General features: G+C 57.7%; 12 protein-coding genes and 3 pseudogenes. 10 read left to right on the top strand and 5 right to left on the bottom strand.

Going from position 1 to position 14,617, the window contains the following annotated elements:
* Positions 1–332 precede the first annotated feature (332 nt).
* Entirely contained in the window at positions 333–1,226 is an 894-nt protein-coding gene (locus EM858_RS26325) for a LysR family transcriptional regulator (protein ID WP_080858341.1), read from the bottom strand.
* Between the two features lie 120 nt (positions 1,227–1,346).
* On the opposite strand from EM858_RS26325, the gene EM858_RS26320 reads away from it, so the two are divergent.
* The 4 genes from EM858_RS26320 to EM858_RS26305 all read left to right on the top strand — a co-directional run bounded on the left by EM858_RS26320 (position 1,347) and on the right by EM858_RS26305 (position 5,240).
* Entirely contained in the window at positions 1,347–1,958 is a 612-nt protein-coding gene (locus EM858_RS26320; RefSeq protein ID WP_080821278.1) for a glutathione S-transferase, read from the top strand.
* A gap of 54 nt (positions 1,959–2,012) precedes the next feature.
* Positions 2,013–4,067 carry a pyridoxamine 5'-phosphate oxidase family protein gene (locus EM858_RS26315; RefSeq protein WP_112967583.1) on the top strand — a complete coding sequence of 685 codons (2,055 nt, stop codon included), beginning with the start codon at positions 2,013–2,015 and terminating at the stop codon, positions 4,065–4,067.
* Between the two features lie 499 nt (positions 4,068–4,566).
* Positions 4,567–4,821 (top strand): type II toxin-antitoxin system Phd/YefM family antitoxin, encoded by a 255-nt coding sequence (locus EM858_RS26310; RefSeq protein ID WP_078053837.1) that lies wholly within the window; start codon positions 4,567–4,569, stop codon positions 4,819–4,821.
* Positions 4,818–5,240 (top strand): type II toxin-antitoxin system VapC family toxin, encoded by a 423-nt coding sequence (locus EM858_RS26305; RefSeq protein WP_078053807.1) that lies wholly within the window; start codon positions 4,818–4,820, stop codon positions 5,238–5,240. Before EM858_RS26310 ends, EM858_RS26305 begins: the two co-directional genes overlap by 4 nt.
* Before the next feature lie 172 nt (positions 5,241–5,412).
* Here the strand turns inward: EM858_RS26305 and EM858_RS26300 are convergent, their stop codons facing one another.
* Entirely contained in the window at positions 5,413–6,303 is an 891-nt protein-coding gene (locus EM858_RS26300; RefSeq protein ID WP_078053806.1) for a LysR family transcriptional regulator, read from the bottom strand.
* 112 nt (positions 6,304–6,415) lie between these two features.
* On the opposite strand from EM858_RS26300, the gene EM858_RS26295 reads away from it, so the two are divergent.
* On the top strand, positions 6,416–7,588 hold the full coding sequence (locus EM858_RS26295; RefSeq protein ID WP_078053805.1) for a mandelate racemase/muconate lactonizing enzyme family protein: 1,173 nt from the start codon (positions 6,416–6,418) through the stop codon (positions 7,586–7,588).
* Between the two features lie 10 nt (positions 7,589–7,598).
* Here the strand turns inward: EM858_RS26295 and EM858_RS26290 are convergent, their stop codons facing one another.
* Positions 7,599–8,624: a LacI family DNA-binding transcriptional regulator gene (locus EM858_RS26290; protein WP_080821247.1), complete on the bottom strand. Its 1,026-nt coding sequence runs from the start codon at positions 8,622–8,624 to the stop codon at positions 7,599–7,601.
* Between the two features lie 237 nt (positions 8,625–8,861).
* Here EM858_RS26290 and EM858_RS26285 point away from each other — a divergent pair, with 237 nt between their 5' ends.
* The 4 genes from EM858_RS26285 (at position 8,862) to EM858_RS26270 (ending at position 12,737) form a co-directional block, all read left to right on the top strand.
* The gene (locus EM858_RS26285; protein WP_080821248.1) at positions 8,862–9,842 is read left to right on the top strand and encodes a tripartite tricarboxylate transporter substrate binding protein; all 981 of its coding nucleotides are present in this window, start codon (positions 8,862–8,864) and stop codon (positions 9,840–9,842) included.
* 73 nt (positions 9,843–9,915) lie between these two features.
* Complete coding sequence (locus tag EM858_RS26280) at positions 9,916–10,395, top strand: tripartite tricarboxylate transporter TctB family protein (RefSeq protein ID WP_127758492.1); 480 nt, start codon at positions 9,916–9,918, stop codon at positions 10,393–10,395.
* A gap of 38 nt (positions 10,396–10,433) precedes the next feature.
* On the top strand, positions 10,434–11,933 hold the full coding sequence (locus tag EM858_RS26275) for a tripartite tricarboxylate transporter permease (RefSeq protein WP_127758491.1): 1,500 nt from the start codon (positions 10,434–10,436) through the stop codon (positions 11,931–11,933).
* Positions 11,934–12,077: 144 nt separating this feature from the next.
* Complete coding sequence (locus tag EM858_RS26270; protein WP_127758490.1) at positions 12,078–12,737, top strand: DUF2161 domain-containing phosphodiesterase; 660 nt, start codon at positions 12,078–12,080, stop codon at positions 12,735–12,737.
* A gap of 24 nt (positions 12,738–12,761) precedes the next feature.
* Here EM858_RS26270 and EM858_RS27530 read toward each other — a convergent pair.
* Together EM858_RS27530 and EM858_RS26260 are read right to left on the bottom strand one after the other, a co-directional pair.
* Positions 12,762–12,875: pseudogene (locus EM858_RS27530) on the bottom strand (transcriptional regulator); the annotation flags it as partial.
* 335 nt (positions 12,876–13,210) lie between these two features.
* Positions 13,211–13,681, bottom strand: a pseudogene (locus EM858_RS26260) (glutathione S-transferase N-terminal domain-containing protein).
* A gap of 122 nt (positions 13,682–13,803) precedes the next feature.
* Between EM858_RS26260 and EM858_RS26255 the strand changes: the two are divergent.
* Positions 13,804–13,983 (top strand): annotated as a pseudogene (locus EM858_RS26255) (DUF982 domain-containing protein); the annotation flags it as partial.
* Between the last annotated feature and the right edge of the window lie 634 nt (positions 13,984–14,617).

The following is a 14,617-nucleotide window of genomic DNA, read 5'->3' as shown; positions in this document are numbered from 1 at the left end:
GGTGGAATCATGGGCGGTATTCTTTTGGACGCCTATGGCCAAACGGCGTTTCCATGGGCGCTGACCGTTTTGCTGATCATCGCCCTTTTGATCGCCTGGTCCGGACGGGCGCGCGGATTTACTCCGGGTGCACGCACCTCCAACGCAAAGGTGGGGGGACACTGACGGTTCACTAAGACATGGATCGGTCCATCGTTGTAGCGATGGGGCCGAAACACGACCGCGACTGAAATGCGAAGCCATGTCTCCCATTGGCGCGTAGTAACAACGGGTCAGCGGTTCGATTCCGTTCAAGGCGTTCACAAAACCTTTGTATGTGGGAAAGCCCTACCCTATCTCAACAATTCCCTCAGTCGCGGAGTTGCGAAGTCGAGGAACGTTCTGAGTTTGAGCGGCATCAGGCCCTCCGATATGTGGAGGAGATGAACCGGCGACGCCTTCGGTTCAAAAGTCTCCAACAGCGGCACCAGCAAGCCGGCATCGACTGCTCGCTTCGCCTGATAAGCCATGACACGTGTTATCCCGAGACCGGCGGCTGCAGCATCGACCGCCGCTTCTGCCGTGTTGACGGAAAGGCGCGTCCGGATCGGCACTTCGACTTCCTTTGCCCCGTCGCGGAACGTCCATGACCGCGTTGACAGTACTCCGTTGAAGGCGATGCAATCATGGTCCTTGAGGTCGTGAGGATTTGAGGGAAGGGAGTGCCGCTTCAGATAGTCGGGATTGCCATAGGTCGTGGTGCGGATCGAACCCAGACGGATCGCGATCAGGCTGCTGTCTGAAAGCGCGCTGATGCGCAGAGCAACATCGATATGTTCGTCAGCGAGACTGACCGTCCGATCGCTCAGCGTCAGGTGAATGTTGATATCCGGATAGGCCTTCAGGAAGTCCGTGATCACCGGCAGCACATGCAAGCGGCCGAAGACAATCGGCGCCGTCATGGTCAGATCACCCTTCGGCGCCGCATATTCTCCTTTGGCACGGCGTTCGGCGTCTTCCACTCGCTCGAGAATCTCGCGTGCTGCCGCGACATAACTCTCCCCGGCCTCTGTAAGCAGAATCCGGCGGCTGGTGCGAGTGATCAGGCGCACGCCGAGATGAGCCTCCAATTCGGCGATCTTGCGGCTGACTGTCGGGAGCGGCGAGTGCATTGCGCGTGACGCGGCGGAAAGGCTGCCATGCTCCACGACAGAGAGCAGCACCGCCATGGAATCAAGCCGATCCATATATGCCTTCCATAAAACGAGAGGATGACTCCAGAAATGGAGCTCTACTACGAAAAGATGGATGCCGCTACCTTTCTGCCATCGCCGGATGATGGTGTCCGGATCTCAAGGGAGCCAGCGATGAAACTCTATCACTTTCCACTTTCGGGTCATGCGCACCGCGCCCGCCTCTTCCTTTCTCTGCTCAACGTGAAAGCTGAGATTGTCGACGTTGATCTGGCGCATGGCGAGCACAAGACGCCCGAGTTCCTGAAGCTCAACCCGTTCGGGCAGGTGCCGGTGCTCGAAGATGGCGATGTCGTCGTCAACGATTCCAATGCCATCCTGGTCTATGTCGCCACGAAGTTCGGACGCAAAGACTGGCTGCCGGATGATCTGGCTTCCACCGCGAAGATCCAGAAGTGGCTATCCGTCGCGGCCGGAGAGATTGCCTATGGCCCATGCGCGGCGCGATTGGTTACGGTCTTCGGGGCAGATTTCCGGGCCGAGGAGGTGATCGCACGCGCTCACCGGGTTCTTGCCCTCATCAATGCGGAGCTTGATGATCACCCCTTCATGACAGGCGAAACGCCGACGATCGCGGATGTCGCACTCTACAGCTACATCGCTGGCGCGCCGGAAGGCAATGTCGACCTGGCAGCGCATCCGCATGTTCTCCAGTGGCTGGCGCGGATCGAAGCTTTGCCCGGTTTCGTCCCTTTCCCCAAAACGCCGGTCGGCCTCGCAGCCTGAGACAATCTTGCGGCCGGGACCTTGGTTCCGGCTGCCTTCCCAAAGGAGAGGCCGATGCCTGCTGAAGAATCCTCACCATCGTCACCATGGCATGCGGGTGAACTGCAGTTGCAGCGGCACGCCGGCGTGGTCGAGCAGATGGACCCCATCGGCCGCAGGGTCCTGCGCACCTTTATGCTCGATCAGCACCGGGAGTTCTATTCGCTGCTGCCCTTCATCGTGATCGGATCTGTCGATCGTGATGGCATGCCATGGGCGACGATCCGCAGCGGACGGCCAGGCTTTCTGCATTCGCCCGATCCTCTGACGCTGGATATTAATGCCGCGAGCGATCCGGATGATCCGGCCGAAGCCGGCATCATCGATGGGGAACCGATCGGTCTGGTTGGCGTCGATCTAATAACGCGCCGACGCAATCGGCTAAATGGTACTGTCATCCGCAGCGGCAACGAACGCTTTTCCGTTTCAGTCGGGCAGAGCTTCGGCAACTGTCCGCGCTACATCCAAAATCGGCAGTTCAGCTTTGTGCGCGATCCGGCTTTGCCGAGGCGGTCCGAGGTGCTGGTTTCAAATGGACTGGACGCAGACGCACGGGGTCTCATCACAGCTGCCGACACCCTCTTCGTTGCCTCATATGTGGAGCGCGAGGGTGAGGGACGGCAGGTGGATGTCTCCCATCGGGGCGGCCGACGCGGTTTCGTCCGCGTGGATGCCGATGGTGGCCTGACCATACCGGATTTCAATGGAAATCAGTTTTTCAACACGCTTGGTAACTTCATCATCAATTCGCGCGCCGGACTTCTGTTCGTGGATCACGAGACGGGCGACATGCTGCAGATCACCGGCCGCGTCGACGTCATTTTGGATTCACCCGAAATTGCCGCCTTCGAGGGCGCCGAGCGTCTGTGGCATGTCATGCCAGAGAAGGTGGTGATGCGCAAAGACGCCTTGCCGCTGCGGTGGAGCTTGATCGAAGGCGGTATGTCACCGAACAGTTTGATGACAGGCGGATGGAGTGAGGCCGCTAGCCGCTTAAAGATAGCAGCCCAGCCAAAGACGTGGCGGCGCTTCCGCGTGCAGAAGGCCATTCGGGAGAGTTCCACCGTCCGTTCGCTTCACCTTGCACCAGTCGATGAAGAAGCTGTCATTCCCCACCTTGCGGGCCAGCATCTGCCGATCAGAATGAGGGACGGGGCGGACTCGCTTCGTCGGAGCTATACAATATCCAGTGCTCCATTGGATGGCTTCTACAGATTGAGCGTGAAGAGTCAGGGTAGGGCATCAACGCTCTTGCACGCACTGCGTGAAGGCGACGAGATCGAGGCACTGCCACCGGTCGGAGCGTTTACCATCGACGCGATGGAACGGAACCGGCCGGCCGTTCTCCTCGCTGCTGGCATCGGGATCACGCCGTTGCTGTCCATGCTGCGCCACGTTGTCCAAACTGGCGACAGGACGCGCTATCGGCGGGGAATCTGGTTGTTCCGGTCGTCGCATGTCTCTGCTGAAAGAGCGTTTGATCGCGAAATCGGCGAACTGGTTGAGCGCAGCGAAGGGACAATTCGAGATATCCGGGTGCTCGGAGCGCCCGATGTCGAGGACGAAGGTCTTTTTGATGCAGTCGGTCGCGTCGACATGACGCTGTTGAACGCACATCTGCCATTTAACGACTATGATTTCTATATCTGCGGACCATCTTCCTTCATGCAATCCATATATGACGGGCTGCGCGGACTAAATATCCCAGACGGTCGGATACATGCAGAGCAGTTTGGCCCTTCCGGCCTGAAGCGAGATCCAGGTGCTTACTCGTCCTCTCTGCCGCTCAAGCCTGCAGCCAAGGCACCGATCCGCGTCGTCTTCACTCGGTCGGGAAAAGAGACACTCTGGCAGCCAGGCGGGGGGGCGTTGCTGGAAGTCGCCGAGCAGCTCGGACTCAGTCCGGTCTTCGGCTGCCGAGCAGGCAATTGCGGCGATTGCCGAACGAAGATTGTCAAGGGTGCCGTCAGCTATCAATCAGAGCCTGGCTGTGCCGTAGCAGCTGGAGAGGCACTAATCTGCTGTTCGGTACCTGCACAAATGGATGAGGCTTTAAAGCTCGAACTGTAATGGCTGGCCGGATCGGTACGCGCGTTTTCCTATCCCCGCCGTGTAGGCGAGGTGAGTGAGAATATTCTCTGAGAAACACTGAATTGCTGCGTTACCGCTTCCGGATCCTGGCGCTGGGGGATGTGCTTATGCACTGAAGCACTTGCATCGATCTCACAAGTCCATGATTTGATCCTCTGAGACTTAGTCCGTCGCTACGGCGGGTCGTCGTTCCATGCTCTTCAAGGAGGCAAGATGGGCCGCTTTCCGCAGTGCCTTGGGTTCAATACTTGTCGGTGTTCACCGGAGCAAAAGTTGCATAATTTAACGCAACATTACAACCCACGCTCCGCTTGCATGCACCGTCTGTATTTTCAATAGCTTGGCGGACTAACTCTCGGGGCGAGGGTTCTGATCCCTTCAAGAGCTTAAAAGGCTGGCAGCCACGCGGCGCAAGAAAGGGATTGCGAGATTAAAATGAAAGCGTTATATGTAGATACGTTCCTACATGGAGGCGACTATGGCTACGACTAACTTGACCAGCCGCGAACTGAATCACGATGTTGGCAGAGCGAAAAAAGCTGCTGAGGCAGGGCCTGTCGTCATCACCGATCGAGGCAGACCTTCGCATGTGTTGATGACGTACCGTGAGTTTGAGCGTCTGACAGGTAAGCGTCACAATCTTGTCGATGCGCTTTCAATGCCAGGATTGTCGAATATCGATTTCGATCTGTCTCGGTCGGTCATTGCAACTCGCGAAGTTGATCTCTCTTGAAATACTTGCTCGACACAAACGTTGTCTCCGAGCTCCGTAAAGTGGGTGACGGTAAGGCTGATCTGAACGTGACGACTTGGTTAGGTGCCAAGGATTCTCGTGATCTGTATATTTCTGCCATAACAATTTTAGAGCTTGAGCGCGGGATACTCAGCATCCAGCGCCGTGACATCGAGCAGGGCTCTCGCTTACGAACCTGGATGGATAGCCGAGTTCGACCGGAGTTCGCTGAGCGCATGATCTCTATCGATGAAGCAATTGCGACGCGATGTGCTCACTTGCATATTCCGGATCGCCGCAATGAAGCAGATGCACTCATTGCTGCGACAGCGATCGTGCATGGACTAGTGGTTGTCACACGCAACATTCATGATTTCCAAGGTACAGGCGTTGTTCTCGTAGACCCATGGCGTGCCTAAAGACCGGCATGCGGGGCGCCTTGAAATTGTTTCTGCGAGCTCGGCAGGAACCTCATTGAGTTTTCGAAATGCAGAGGTCGGCCGTTCAGATTATATCAAGGCGAAATGGCTTCGAGAAACAAGCTCGATACCTCAAAAGATATGTATTTTAACCTGTTGCTGGAGATGAAGGTCATAACGTAATATGCCCAAGGGTAGCGATGTTGCGTACTTCCGGCAGCAAAGGATTGCGGTTGTGGGGACTCCAAATGGCGTGAAGCTCTGCAACACATTCTTCTCGCAAATCCAAGGATCGAAAGATCACATCATCGAAGCAGGCGTTTTGGGTGCCGGCCGGAACTAGCGCCAGGCCGATGCCGGCGCTGACCAGTGAGAGGATGGCCTGAGAATGGGTCATGCTTTGAACGACGCGGGGGGCAATACCGTTCTGCTCCATCAGTCTGGTCAGCTTGTCGTGCAGATAGCGTGCAGGCGGGGAAAACATGATGAAGGGCTCACCATTGAGCGCATCCAGCGCAGGTCGGCGTTTTGCGGCAAGCGGATGCGCGCGAGGGATGGCGAGCATCATGGGTTCGCGCGCAACGCACAGGCTTTCCAGATGATGATTGCCGGTAAGCGGGCGGGAAAGTCCGAGATCGATATCGCCGGCATTGATCGCTTGAAGCTGCTCGGCCGTTTCCATCTGCACCAGTTCGAGTTCGACCTGAGGTACGGCAGTACGCGCCCGACTGATGAACCTCGGCAGGAAACTATAGGTGCTGGCGCCGACAAAGGCGATTTTCACTGCCCCCGCACTCCCGCGTGCTGCCCTTCTTGTCGCGGTTACCGCTGCATCCCCCTGTTCAAGCAGTTTCCGGGCCTCCGCCAGAAACGCTACCCCTGCCGGCGTCAGGACGACGCTGCGGCTGGTTCTCTCGAAGAGTGTGACGTCGAGTTCCTGCTCCAGCAGCTTGATCTGCCGGCTGAGTGGAGGCTGGGTCATATTCAAACGCCGGGCCGCGCGGCTGAAATTCAGCTCGGCGGCGATGGCGACAAATGAACGGACCTGTCCCAAATCAAGCATCTATTCAATCCTGGTATCAATATCCAACAGAAAACAACTTGGACTTAAATTGATTGCCGCGATATCAGTCAAGACGAGGGCCGCTCGGCGGGTGAAAATCAGAGAGGCGAAGATGGATACGCAGCCAGCAAAAACCGGCCACCGGCAACAGGCCCTCGGCGCAGACAGCATTGCCTGGATAAAGCTTTCCTCGATCTTCCTGCCGCTGAAGGCGCCGATAAGCGATGCAAAGGTTTTGACCGGCAGGCAGAGGCCTTTGACCGAAGTCGCTTTTCTCTTTGCGGAAATAGAGACGAAGCACGGCCATAGCGGCATTGGGTTCAGCTATTCCAAGCGTGCCGGTGGTCCGGGTCAATATGAACACGCCAAGGAGATCGCGAGCGTCCTTATCGGCGAAGACCCGAACGACATTGGCAAGCTGTGGAACAAGCTTTGCTGGGCCGGAGCGTCGGTCGGTCGCAGCGGGCTTGCCGTCCAGGCGATAGCAGCCTTCGATGTGGCCTTGTGGGACCTCAAGGCGAAACGTGCAGGCCTGCCGCTTGCCAAGTTGCTCGGCGCCCACCGCGATTCCGTGCAATGCTATAACACATCAGGTGGCTTCCTGTCGTCGCCGATTGAGGAAGTTCTCGATAATGTCGAGCGCTCGATTGCTGCGGGCATAGGTGGGATCAAGATCAAGGTCGGTCAGCCCGATATGGCTGTCGATCTCAAACGCGTCGCGGCGGTGCATGAGCGCCTCGGCGGCAGGGTGGCGATGATGGTTGATGCGAACCAGCAGTGGGATCGCCCCACCGCTATGCGTTTCGGCCGTCTCATGGAGCCCTATAATCTGACATGGATCGAAGAGCCGCTCGATGCCTATGATGTCGAAGGCCATGCGGCGCTCGCCGCAACGCTCGATACACCGATCGCAACCGGCGAAATGCTGGCGAGCGTTCTGGAGCATATCTCGTTGATTGAGAATAAATCCGTCGATTTCATCCAGCCCGATGCGCCGCGCGTTGGGGGCATCACGCAATTCCTGAAAATCTGCGCGCTGGCAGAGTCCAGGAAGCTGCAGCTTGCGCCCCATTTCGCCATGGAAATCCACCTCCATCTGGCGGCCGCCTACGAGCTTGAGCCTTGGGTGGAGCATTTCGACTGGCTCGATCCGCTTTTCAACGAGCGGCTGGAGATCAGGGATGGCCGCATGCTGGTGCCAAGCCGGCCAGGTCTTGGCATTACGCTTTCGGAACAGGCCGATCACTGGACGCGGGCCACGGCGGAATTTGGCAAGCGGCCGTAAGCGCGCTGCGTCAGGCGGTGCCGCGGGCAACGATGTGGAAATCGATATTGATCATGGCCTCCACATTCCCGTCGCCTTCTATCTTTCTGAGAATGGAGCGCGCTGCCTTGGTGCCGATGTCACGGCGATCGATACGGATCGTTGTCAATGGCGGGTGTGTGTAGGGAGCAAAGTCAAAATCGCCGAAACCGATAACGGCGAGCTGATCGGGTATGCTGCAGCCGCGTGCATTTGCTTCCGCCAGGGCGCCGTGGGCGACGACGTCCGATGAACAGAATACGCCGAGCGTGCCCTGCCCACTGTCCAGAAGCTGCGCCATCGCCAATCTTCCGTCCCGAAAGGTAGAGGGTGAATTCATTTCCAGCGCTGGTAACTCGACATCCGCGACCCCTCTGAGGCGACCGACGAAACCGTCGCGGCGCTGAACGGCGCGGGGATCATTGGCACCGATCTGGGCATAGCGGTCGTAGCCCTTGACCAGCAGATGCTCGGCCGCCAGAGCGCCAACCGCCGCATGCGAGAAGCCGACCGCAGTGTCGAGCGGTGAGGGGGTGGAATCCCATATCTCGACAATCGGCAGGCCCGCGCCTGTCAACATGGCGCGTGTCCCTTTAAGATGCGTGATGCCGGTGAGGACGATGCCATCGGGACGGCGTGCCAAAATCGCGCGTGTCAGTTCCAGCTCGCGGGCATTGTCATAACCGGAAAGGCCAAGCAGCAGTTGATAGCCGGCGGCGACGAGTTCAGCGTTAAGCCCCTCGATAGTCTCGGCAAAGATCGTGCTGGAAACGGTTGGGACGATCGCAGCGATCAGCCGGGTGCGCCGGGAAGCAAGGCCGCCAGCCAACAGATTAGGCACATAACCCGTTTTTGCGATCACCCGCTCAATCACCTCCAGCGTGCGGGGCTTGACCAGAGCGGGAGTATTGATCGCCCGGGAAACCGTGACCGGCGAAACGCCCGCGAGCTTTGCAATGTCGGCGAGCGTGACCGGCCCGCCTGGTGCGATATAACTGCTTTTCTCGTGGTCGGCCATTTTTCATTCCCCTCAAAATGATTTACGCTTTCATTTTGAGCTTAATCAAGATGTTCGTCTAAAGTATTGTGGTGATTCAAGTTAATATGTTGAAACTTAATGATTAAAAAAACACCGTCTGCGGTTGCGGAAGAGATTTTTGGGGCTAAAATGAAAGCGCTTCCATTTCTTCGGGAGGAGGGTTTCGAAGGGTGGTGAGCAGTGCTGGCGGGAAGCCAGAAAAGTGGAGGAATTACTATGAACCTCAAGCGTTTCATGACGTTTGCGGCTGTCACAGCCGCAATATCCGCAATCGGTCTCCAGTCCAGTTTTGCCGAAGACTATCCGTCCAAGACGGTGACCGTCATTGTTCCTTTTGCCGCAGGCGGCAATACGGATACATTCGGCCGCCTTGTGGCTGAAGAATTGGACAAGAGGCTGGGACAACGTTTCATCGTTGAAAACAAGCCCGGTGCCGGCGGCAATATCGGCCTTGGCGACCTCGCGCGGTCAAAGCCTGATGGCTATACGATCGGTATGGGAACGGTCAGTTCCAACGCGATCAACCAGACGCTCTACAAGACCCTGCCTTATGACAAGGAAAAGGGATTTGCGCCGATTTCGCTGATTGCAAGCCTGCCGAACGTGCTGGTTGTCAATCCCGATAAGATAAAGGCGAATTCCGTCAAGGAGTTGATCGCCTTCCTGAAGGCGGAGCCGGGCAAGCACACTTACGCCTCTTCCGGCGTCGGGACGTCCATCCATCTTGCGGGCGAGCTTCTGGCCACCAAGGCCGATCTCAAGATCACGCATGTGCCTTACAAAGGCAGCAGCCAGGCCATTCTCGACGTTGTTGGTGGCCATGTGGACATGATGTTCGATAATATTCCGACCGCTGCCCAGCAGGTGAAGGCCGGCAAGGTCAAGGCGCTCGCCGTCACCAGCCTGGAAAAAGCCAGCTTGCTGCCCGACGTGCCGACCATGGCAAGCGTCATTCCCGGTTTCGAGGCGACCTCCTGGCATGGCCTGTTTGCGCCTCCCGGCACCCCGCCGGAAATCGTCGAAAAGCTCAGCAAGGAAGTCCAGGAGATCATCGCGGATCCGGCGATAAAAGCGAAACTCGAAGCAATGGGTGTGACGCCGGTCGGCAATACGTCGGTCGAATTCCAGGCGTTCATCGACAAGGAAACGACGAAGTGGGCCGAGGTCATCAAGGCCGCGAACGTCCCGCCGCAGTGATGCAGGCTGCCGGCCGGTATGATTTCCTTCGATGTCATTCCGGCCGGCACATTTCCACAGCGAGTATAGTGCCATGCTGAAGATAAAAAACGGTCGCGACTTCGCCGGCGGCGTGACGATGATTTTTGCCGGCCTGTTATTCATCTGGTTCGGTCGCAATCTGGAGGTCGGGAACTCGTTCCAGATGGGCCCCGGTTATTTCCCGACCATGCTCAGCCTGATCTTGATGACGCTTGGCGCGTTCATCCTCATCCAGTCGCTGATGGTAGGCGCTGAGGAAGGTGAGACCGAAACCTGGAACTGGAAGGCCTATTTTCTGGTGATCCTCGCTCCCGTCGGCTTCGGTCTCGTGCTGGCGGGGCTTGGCCTTGCACCCACGATGTTCCTGCTCATTGTCGGGGCATCGGCGGCCAGTCGTTATGTCAACTGGCGTCATTCCATCCTGTTGGGCCTGTTCCTGGCGGGCTGCTCCGCCCTGCTTTTCACCAGGCTCCTGGCGCTCCCTCTTCGTGCCTTCGGACCGTGGATCCCCTTTATCGGTGACTTTTTCTAGGGCGTGCCAGTCAGCCCCGAAACCGGATTGGATTACTTATGGACATCTTTTCTAACCTCTGGCTCGGCGCATCCACTGCTTTCCTGCCGATGAACCTGCTCTACGGCTTCATCGGTTGTCTTCTGGGAACTGCGATCGGGGTGTTGCCGGGGCTTGGACCAACGGCCACGATCGCGATGCTCCTGCCGATCACCTTCGGCTTGCCGCCGGAATCCGCGCTCATCATGCTGGCCGGCATCTTTTATGGCGCGCAATATGGCGGCTCGACAACGGCCATTCTCATCAACCTGCCGGGGGAAAGCTCTTCGGTCGTCACCGTGATCGACGGATATCAGATGGCCCGCAACGGCCGCGCGGGTGCCGCGCTTGCAACCGCAGCCCTCGGCTCCTTCTTTGCCGGCACGGTGGCGACCATCCTGCTTGCGCTTGCCGCGCCGCCGCTTGCCGCGATCGCGCTCAACTTCGGACCGGCCGAATATTTCTCGCTGATGGTTCTCGGTCTTGTCGCCTCCGTTGCGCTGGCAAGCGGCTCGCTGCTGAAGGCCTTCGCCATGATCGTCTTCGGCCTGCTGCTTGGCACTGTCGGCACCGATGTTGAAAGCGGCACGCCACGCTATGTCTTCGATATTCCAGAACTCTATGATGGATTGAATTTCGTTGCCGTCAGCATGGGCATATTCGGTATTTGTGAGATCCTGCGCAATCTGGAAAACGAGCAGGAGCGTTCGGTTGGCGTCAAGCGTGTGACGGGACTGATGCTGACGAAGGACGATTTCCGGCGAATTTGTGCGCCCGTTTTGCGTGGCACCACACTTGGGTCCTTCCTCGGTGTTCTGCCGGGCGGTGGGGCCATGCTGGCCTCCTTCGCTGCCTATGCTGTGGAAAAACGGGTTTCTCCAAACCGGGCCGAGTTCGGCAAGGGTGCGATCGAAGGGGTTGCTGCCCCTGAAGCCGCCAACAATGCCGGCGCGCAAACATCGTTCATTCCCATGCTCACCCTCGGCATTCCCGGAAACCCGGTCATGGCGTTGATGGTCGGTGCGATGATAATCCAGGGCATCACGCCCGGCCCGAATGTGATCTCCGAGGAGCCGAGCCTGTTCTGGGGCATGATCGTCTCCATGTGGTCGGGTAATCTCATGCTCGTCATTCTGAACCTGCCGCTGATCGGGCTTTGGGTCCGGATGCTGACCGTGCCTTACCACCTTTTATTTCCGGCGATTATCGGGTTCTGCTGCATCGGCGCCTACAGCATCAACAACAGCGTTTTTGATGTCTTCGTCATGGCAGGCTTCAGCATTGTCGGTTTTGCATTGAGCAAGATGCGTTTCGAACCGGCGCCGTTGCTGCTCGGTTTCATATTGGGGCCGATGCTGGAGGAAAACCTGCGCCGTGCGATGCTGATCAGCCAGGGCGATCCGACGATCTTTCTGCGCAGCCCGCTTAGCCTGTCGCTGTTGATCTTTGCGGTTGCGGTGCTGGCGCTGGTACTGTCGCCGAGCATCAGCCGCAAACGGGAGGAAGCGTTCACCGAATAGTGAGATTATAACAATCCCATCAGGTCGCTCGGCGACTATCTTGCTGCGGACGATCCGAAGCCGCGTGGCGACGGCCATGAAGGTTGTCCTGTGTGGGGGTATCGATGTATCTGGGGGCGGATACTCATTTGAACCTGCAGGCACATGGAAACATCGCTTTATCTGCCCATCAAAGGCTTTCTTGAAAAGGCGGGTTACACCGTCAAGGGCGAAGTTGGCGGTTGCGACCTCGTCGGTTTGAGCGATGGCGATCCGCCGGTTGTCGTGATTTGCGAGCTGAAACTGAGATTCAATCTGGAACTCATTTTGCAGGCCGTCGATCGCGCGGCTATCGCCGATGAAGTCTGGATCGCGGCTCGGGTCTCGGCCAGGGGTAAAGGCCGCGAGGCCGACAGGCGTTACCGCGACCTTTGCCGCAGGCTCGGGATCGGCATGCTCGGTATCGCCGATACCGGCGAGGTCAGCATGATCGTTGGTTCGATATCGCCGATGCCGCGAACCAATCCGAAACGGCGGTCGCGGCTCATGCGTGAACACCGGAAACGACGCGGCGATCCAACAGCAGGCGGAAGCACCCGCGCGCCGATCATGACCGCGTATCGCCAGCAGGCGCTTGGCTGCGCTTTGGCGCTGTCGTCAGGGCCGATGCGTGTGCGTCAGGTCAGGTCCAGCATTCCGGATGCAGGGAAGATCCTGCTTGCGAATGTTTATGGCTGGTTTGAGCGGCTCGATCGAGGAGTGTATGGCCTGACGCCGGCTGGATGTGAAGCGTTGCAGCGATGGCCGCAGCAGGACCGCATTTGAGGCCGCGGTTTCACACCACTCCATTCAGATCTTCGGCGCCGGCTTGCGTCCCCGACTCACCTTTTGGGGGATGCTCTTTCCGCATTCGTTCCACCAGGCCGTCAATGCTTTCATGGCAGGGCCAAGCGCTCTGGCCTTAAGCGGCCATCGGTTCGATGACTTCTTCATTCAAATGTTCGGCGGCCCGGATCATGATCAGTGGTAGGGGGACTACCGCCACGCCGCTTCTCGCTGAAAAGGAGCAGCTGATATACAAGATAGGCGCTTGGCTGGTCGGAAAGGCGCGGAATAGCAGCGTTGCTATCATCTTTTTCGTGACAGTTGAGGCAAGCCGGAACATTTCGTGTCGAATCTCCGTGGCTGGTTCGGCTCATCTACAACGATTGTGGAATAGCAGGGGCGTCAGTTTGAGTCTTTTTAAAATCCGGACCGGCTGCACAACAGACAAAGCGATGGCGCCTCGCCGGCATAAGTCAACCAGCTACCTTTCGGAGTAATTTCTCAATCTCTCCTCCGCAATAGGCGTTGCCATAGTCTTCAAAACTTTTACTGTTCAAAGCAGCCAGCGGAGCTGTAGCTCCCACTTTTCAGGAGTCCACATCTCGCGTCCACCGTTGAGCGTCAACTCATAAAGGACGTCATTGGCATCGTTTGCAATCTTGGCGCTGAGCATGCGGCCTTCACAGTTGCCGACATGATAACAACCGCTCACCGAAGTAAATGACGATCACCGGCATCTGAGAGATTGCGAAATTGCGCTCACGGTCAATCAGAACGGGTGGCCCCATGAAAGCGACCGGCTGCTTTTCCACCCCGAAATCCATAATGCCTTCAATCGCATCGACATCGTGCTCATCCCAGGAACACCCACAATGGGCCAGAGTTCCGCGAATGAAGTGACTTCGAAACGGAACTGGCCAATAATAAAGGTCGAAGTCGCTCATGTTGTACTCCATTGGCCATGCAAACCACTAACGGGGCTGGTTATTGCTGGTCCCCAAAATGCATTTGAGAGCGAACATGGAGCGCAACTGAGCGCTGACCCTTTGTAAGCTGGGGGCCGTGTGACACGGCACACTCGATGGCGCTGAAAGCCTGTAGTGCGGCACTGCGCGGCGAGATCGAAGCGGAGACCGCGCGCGGCCTATTCGCCGCCTTCGCTGAAAAGCATGATCTGCTGGCGCCGGAGAATGATGCCATCGCGGCATCGCACCTTCGGCGGGACAAAGATCCACACGTTCGATAGGAAGGCCGACATGTACGAGATGTTACAGCAGGCCGTGAGCAATGCCGCGGCGATGGGGCCGGCGATCGTGCTTCAGGGCATGCAAATTGAGCGGCCGATCAATGTCGTAAAGCGACTGCTCTCACCGCACACGACAAGCGGACCATCCTGGCTGCATGGGCCTCGGATTTCTACGCGGTCGATTCGAAGCCGTTGTGCCGCCAAATTCCCGGAACACCGGAGTCGGTTTCCATCTACGAGGTTCAGGCTGCCCTCCAAGAACTTGATCGACGCTACGCCTTCTGATCTCTGGCTTCTCAGGCAGCCTGTTTCATCGACTTCGCCAGCCGCTTGATAGCCTGCTCCAACGAACGCTGGCCATCGCAATAATCCTGCCAGGCGCTCGTATTTTGGAGGAGCGCCGGCACGGTGCGGTGAAGAAAGTTCAGTTCACTCGCGCCGCCCTGCGAATAACGGGGTCGCCGGTTCGATAGGGTTCAAGGCGAAGAAGCTCGTTCGAAAACGTGCCCAATGTCAACTGCCGTCCATTTGCGGCGTCTAATGCCGGTCGCCGCGTCCGGACGCTTTACGCCCGCCTACTGTACTGGCCAGTGAGGCAACAGGGGCTGCCGAACAGTAAAGACCTGTGCTGGCC

This window comes from Agrobacterium sp. CNPSo 2736, from assembly GCF_004005385.1.
In the GTDB taxonomy this organism is placed as follows: domain Bacteria; phylum Pseudomonadota; class Alphaproteobacteria; order Rhizobiales; family Rhizobiaceae; genus Agrobacterium; species Agrobacterium leguminum.
The sequence above is the reverse complement of the archived record's forward strand: the minus strand, read 5'-3'. Positions and strand labels throughout refer to the sequence as shown.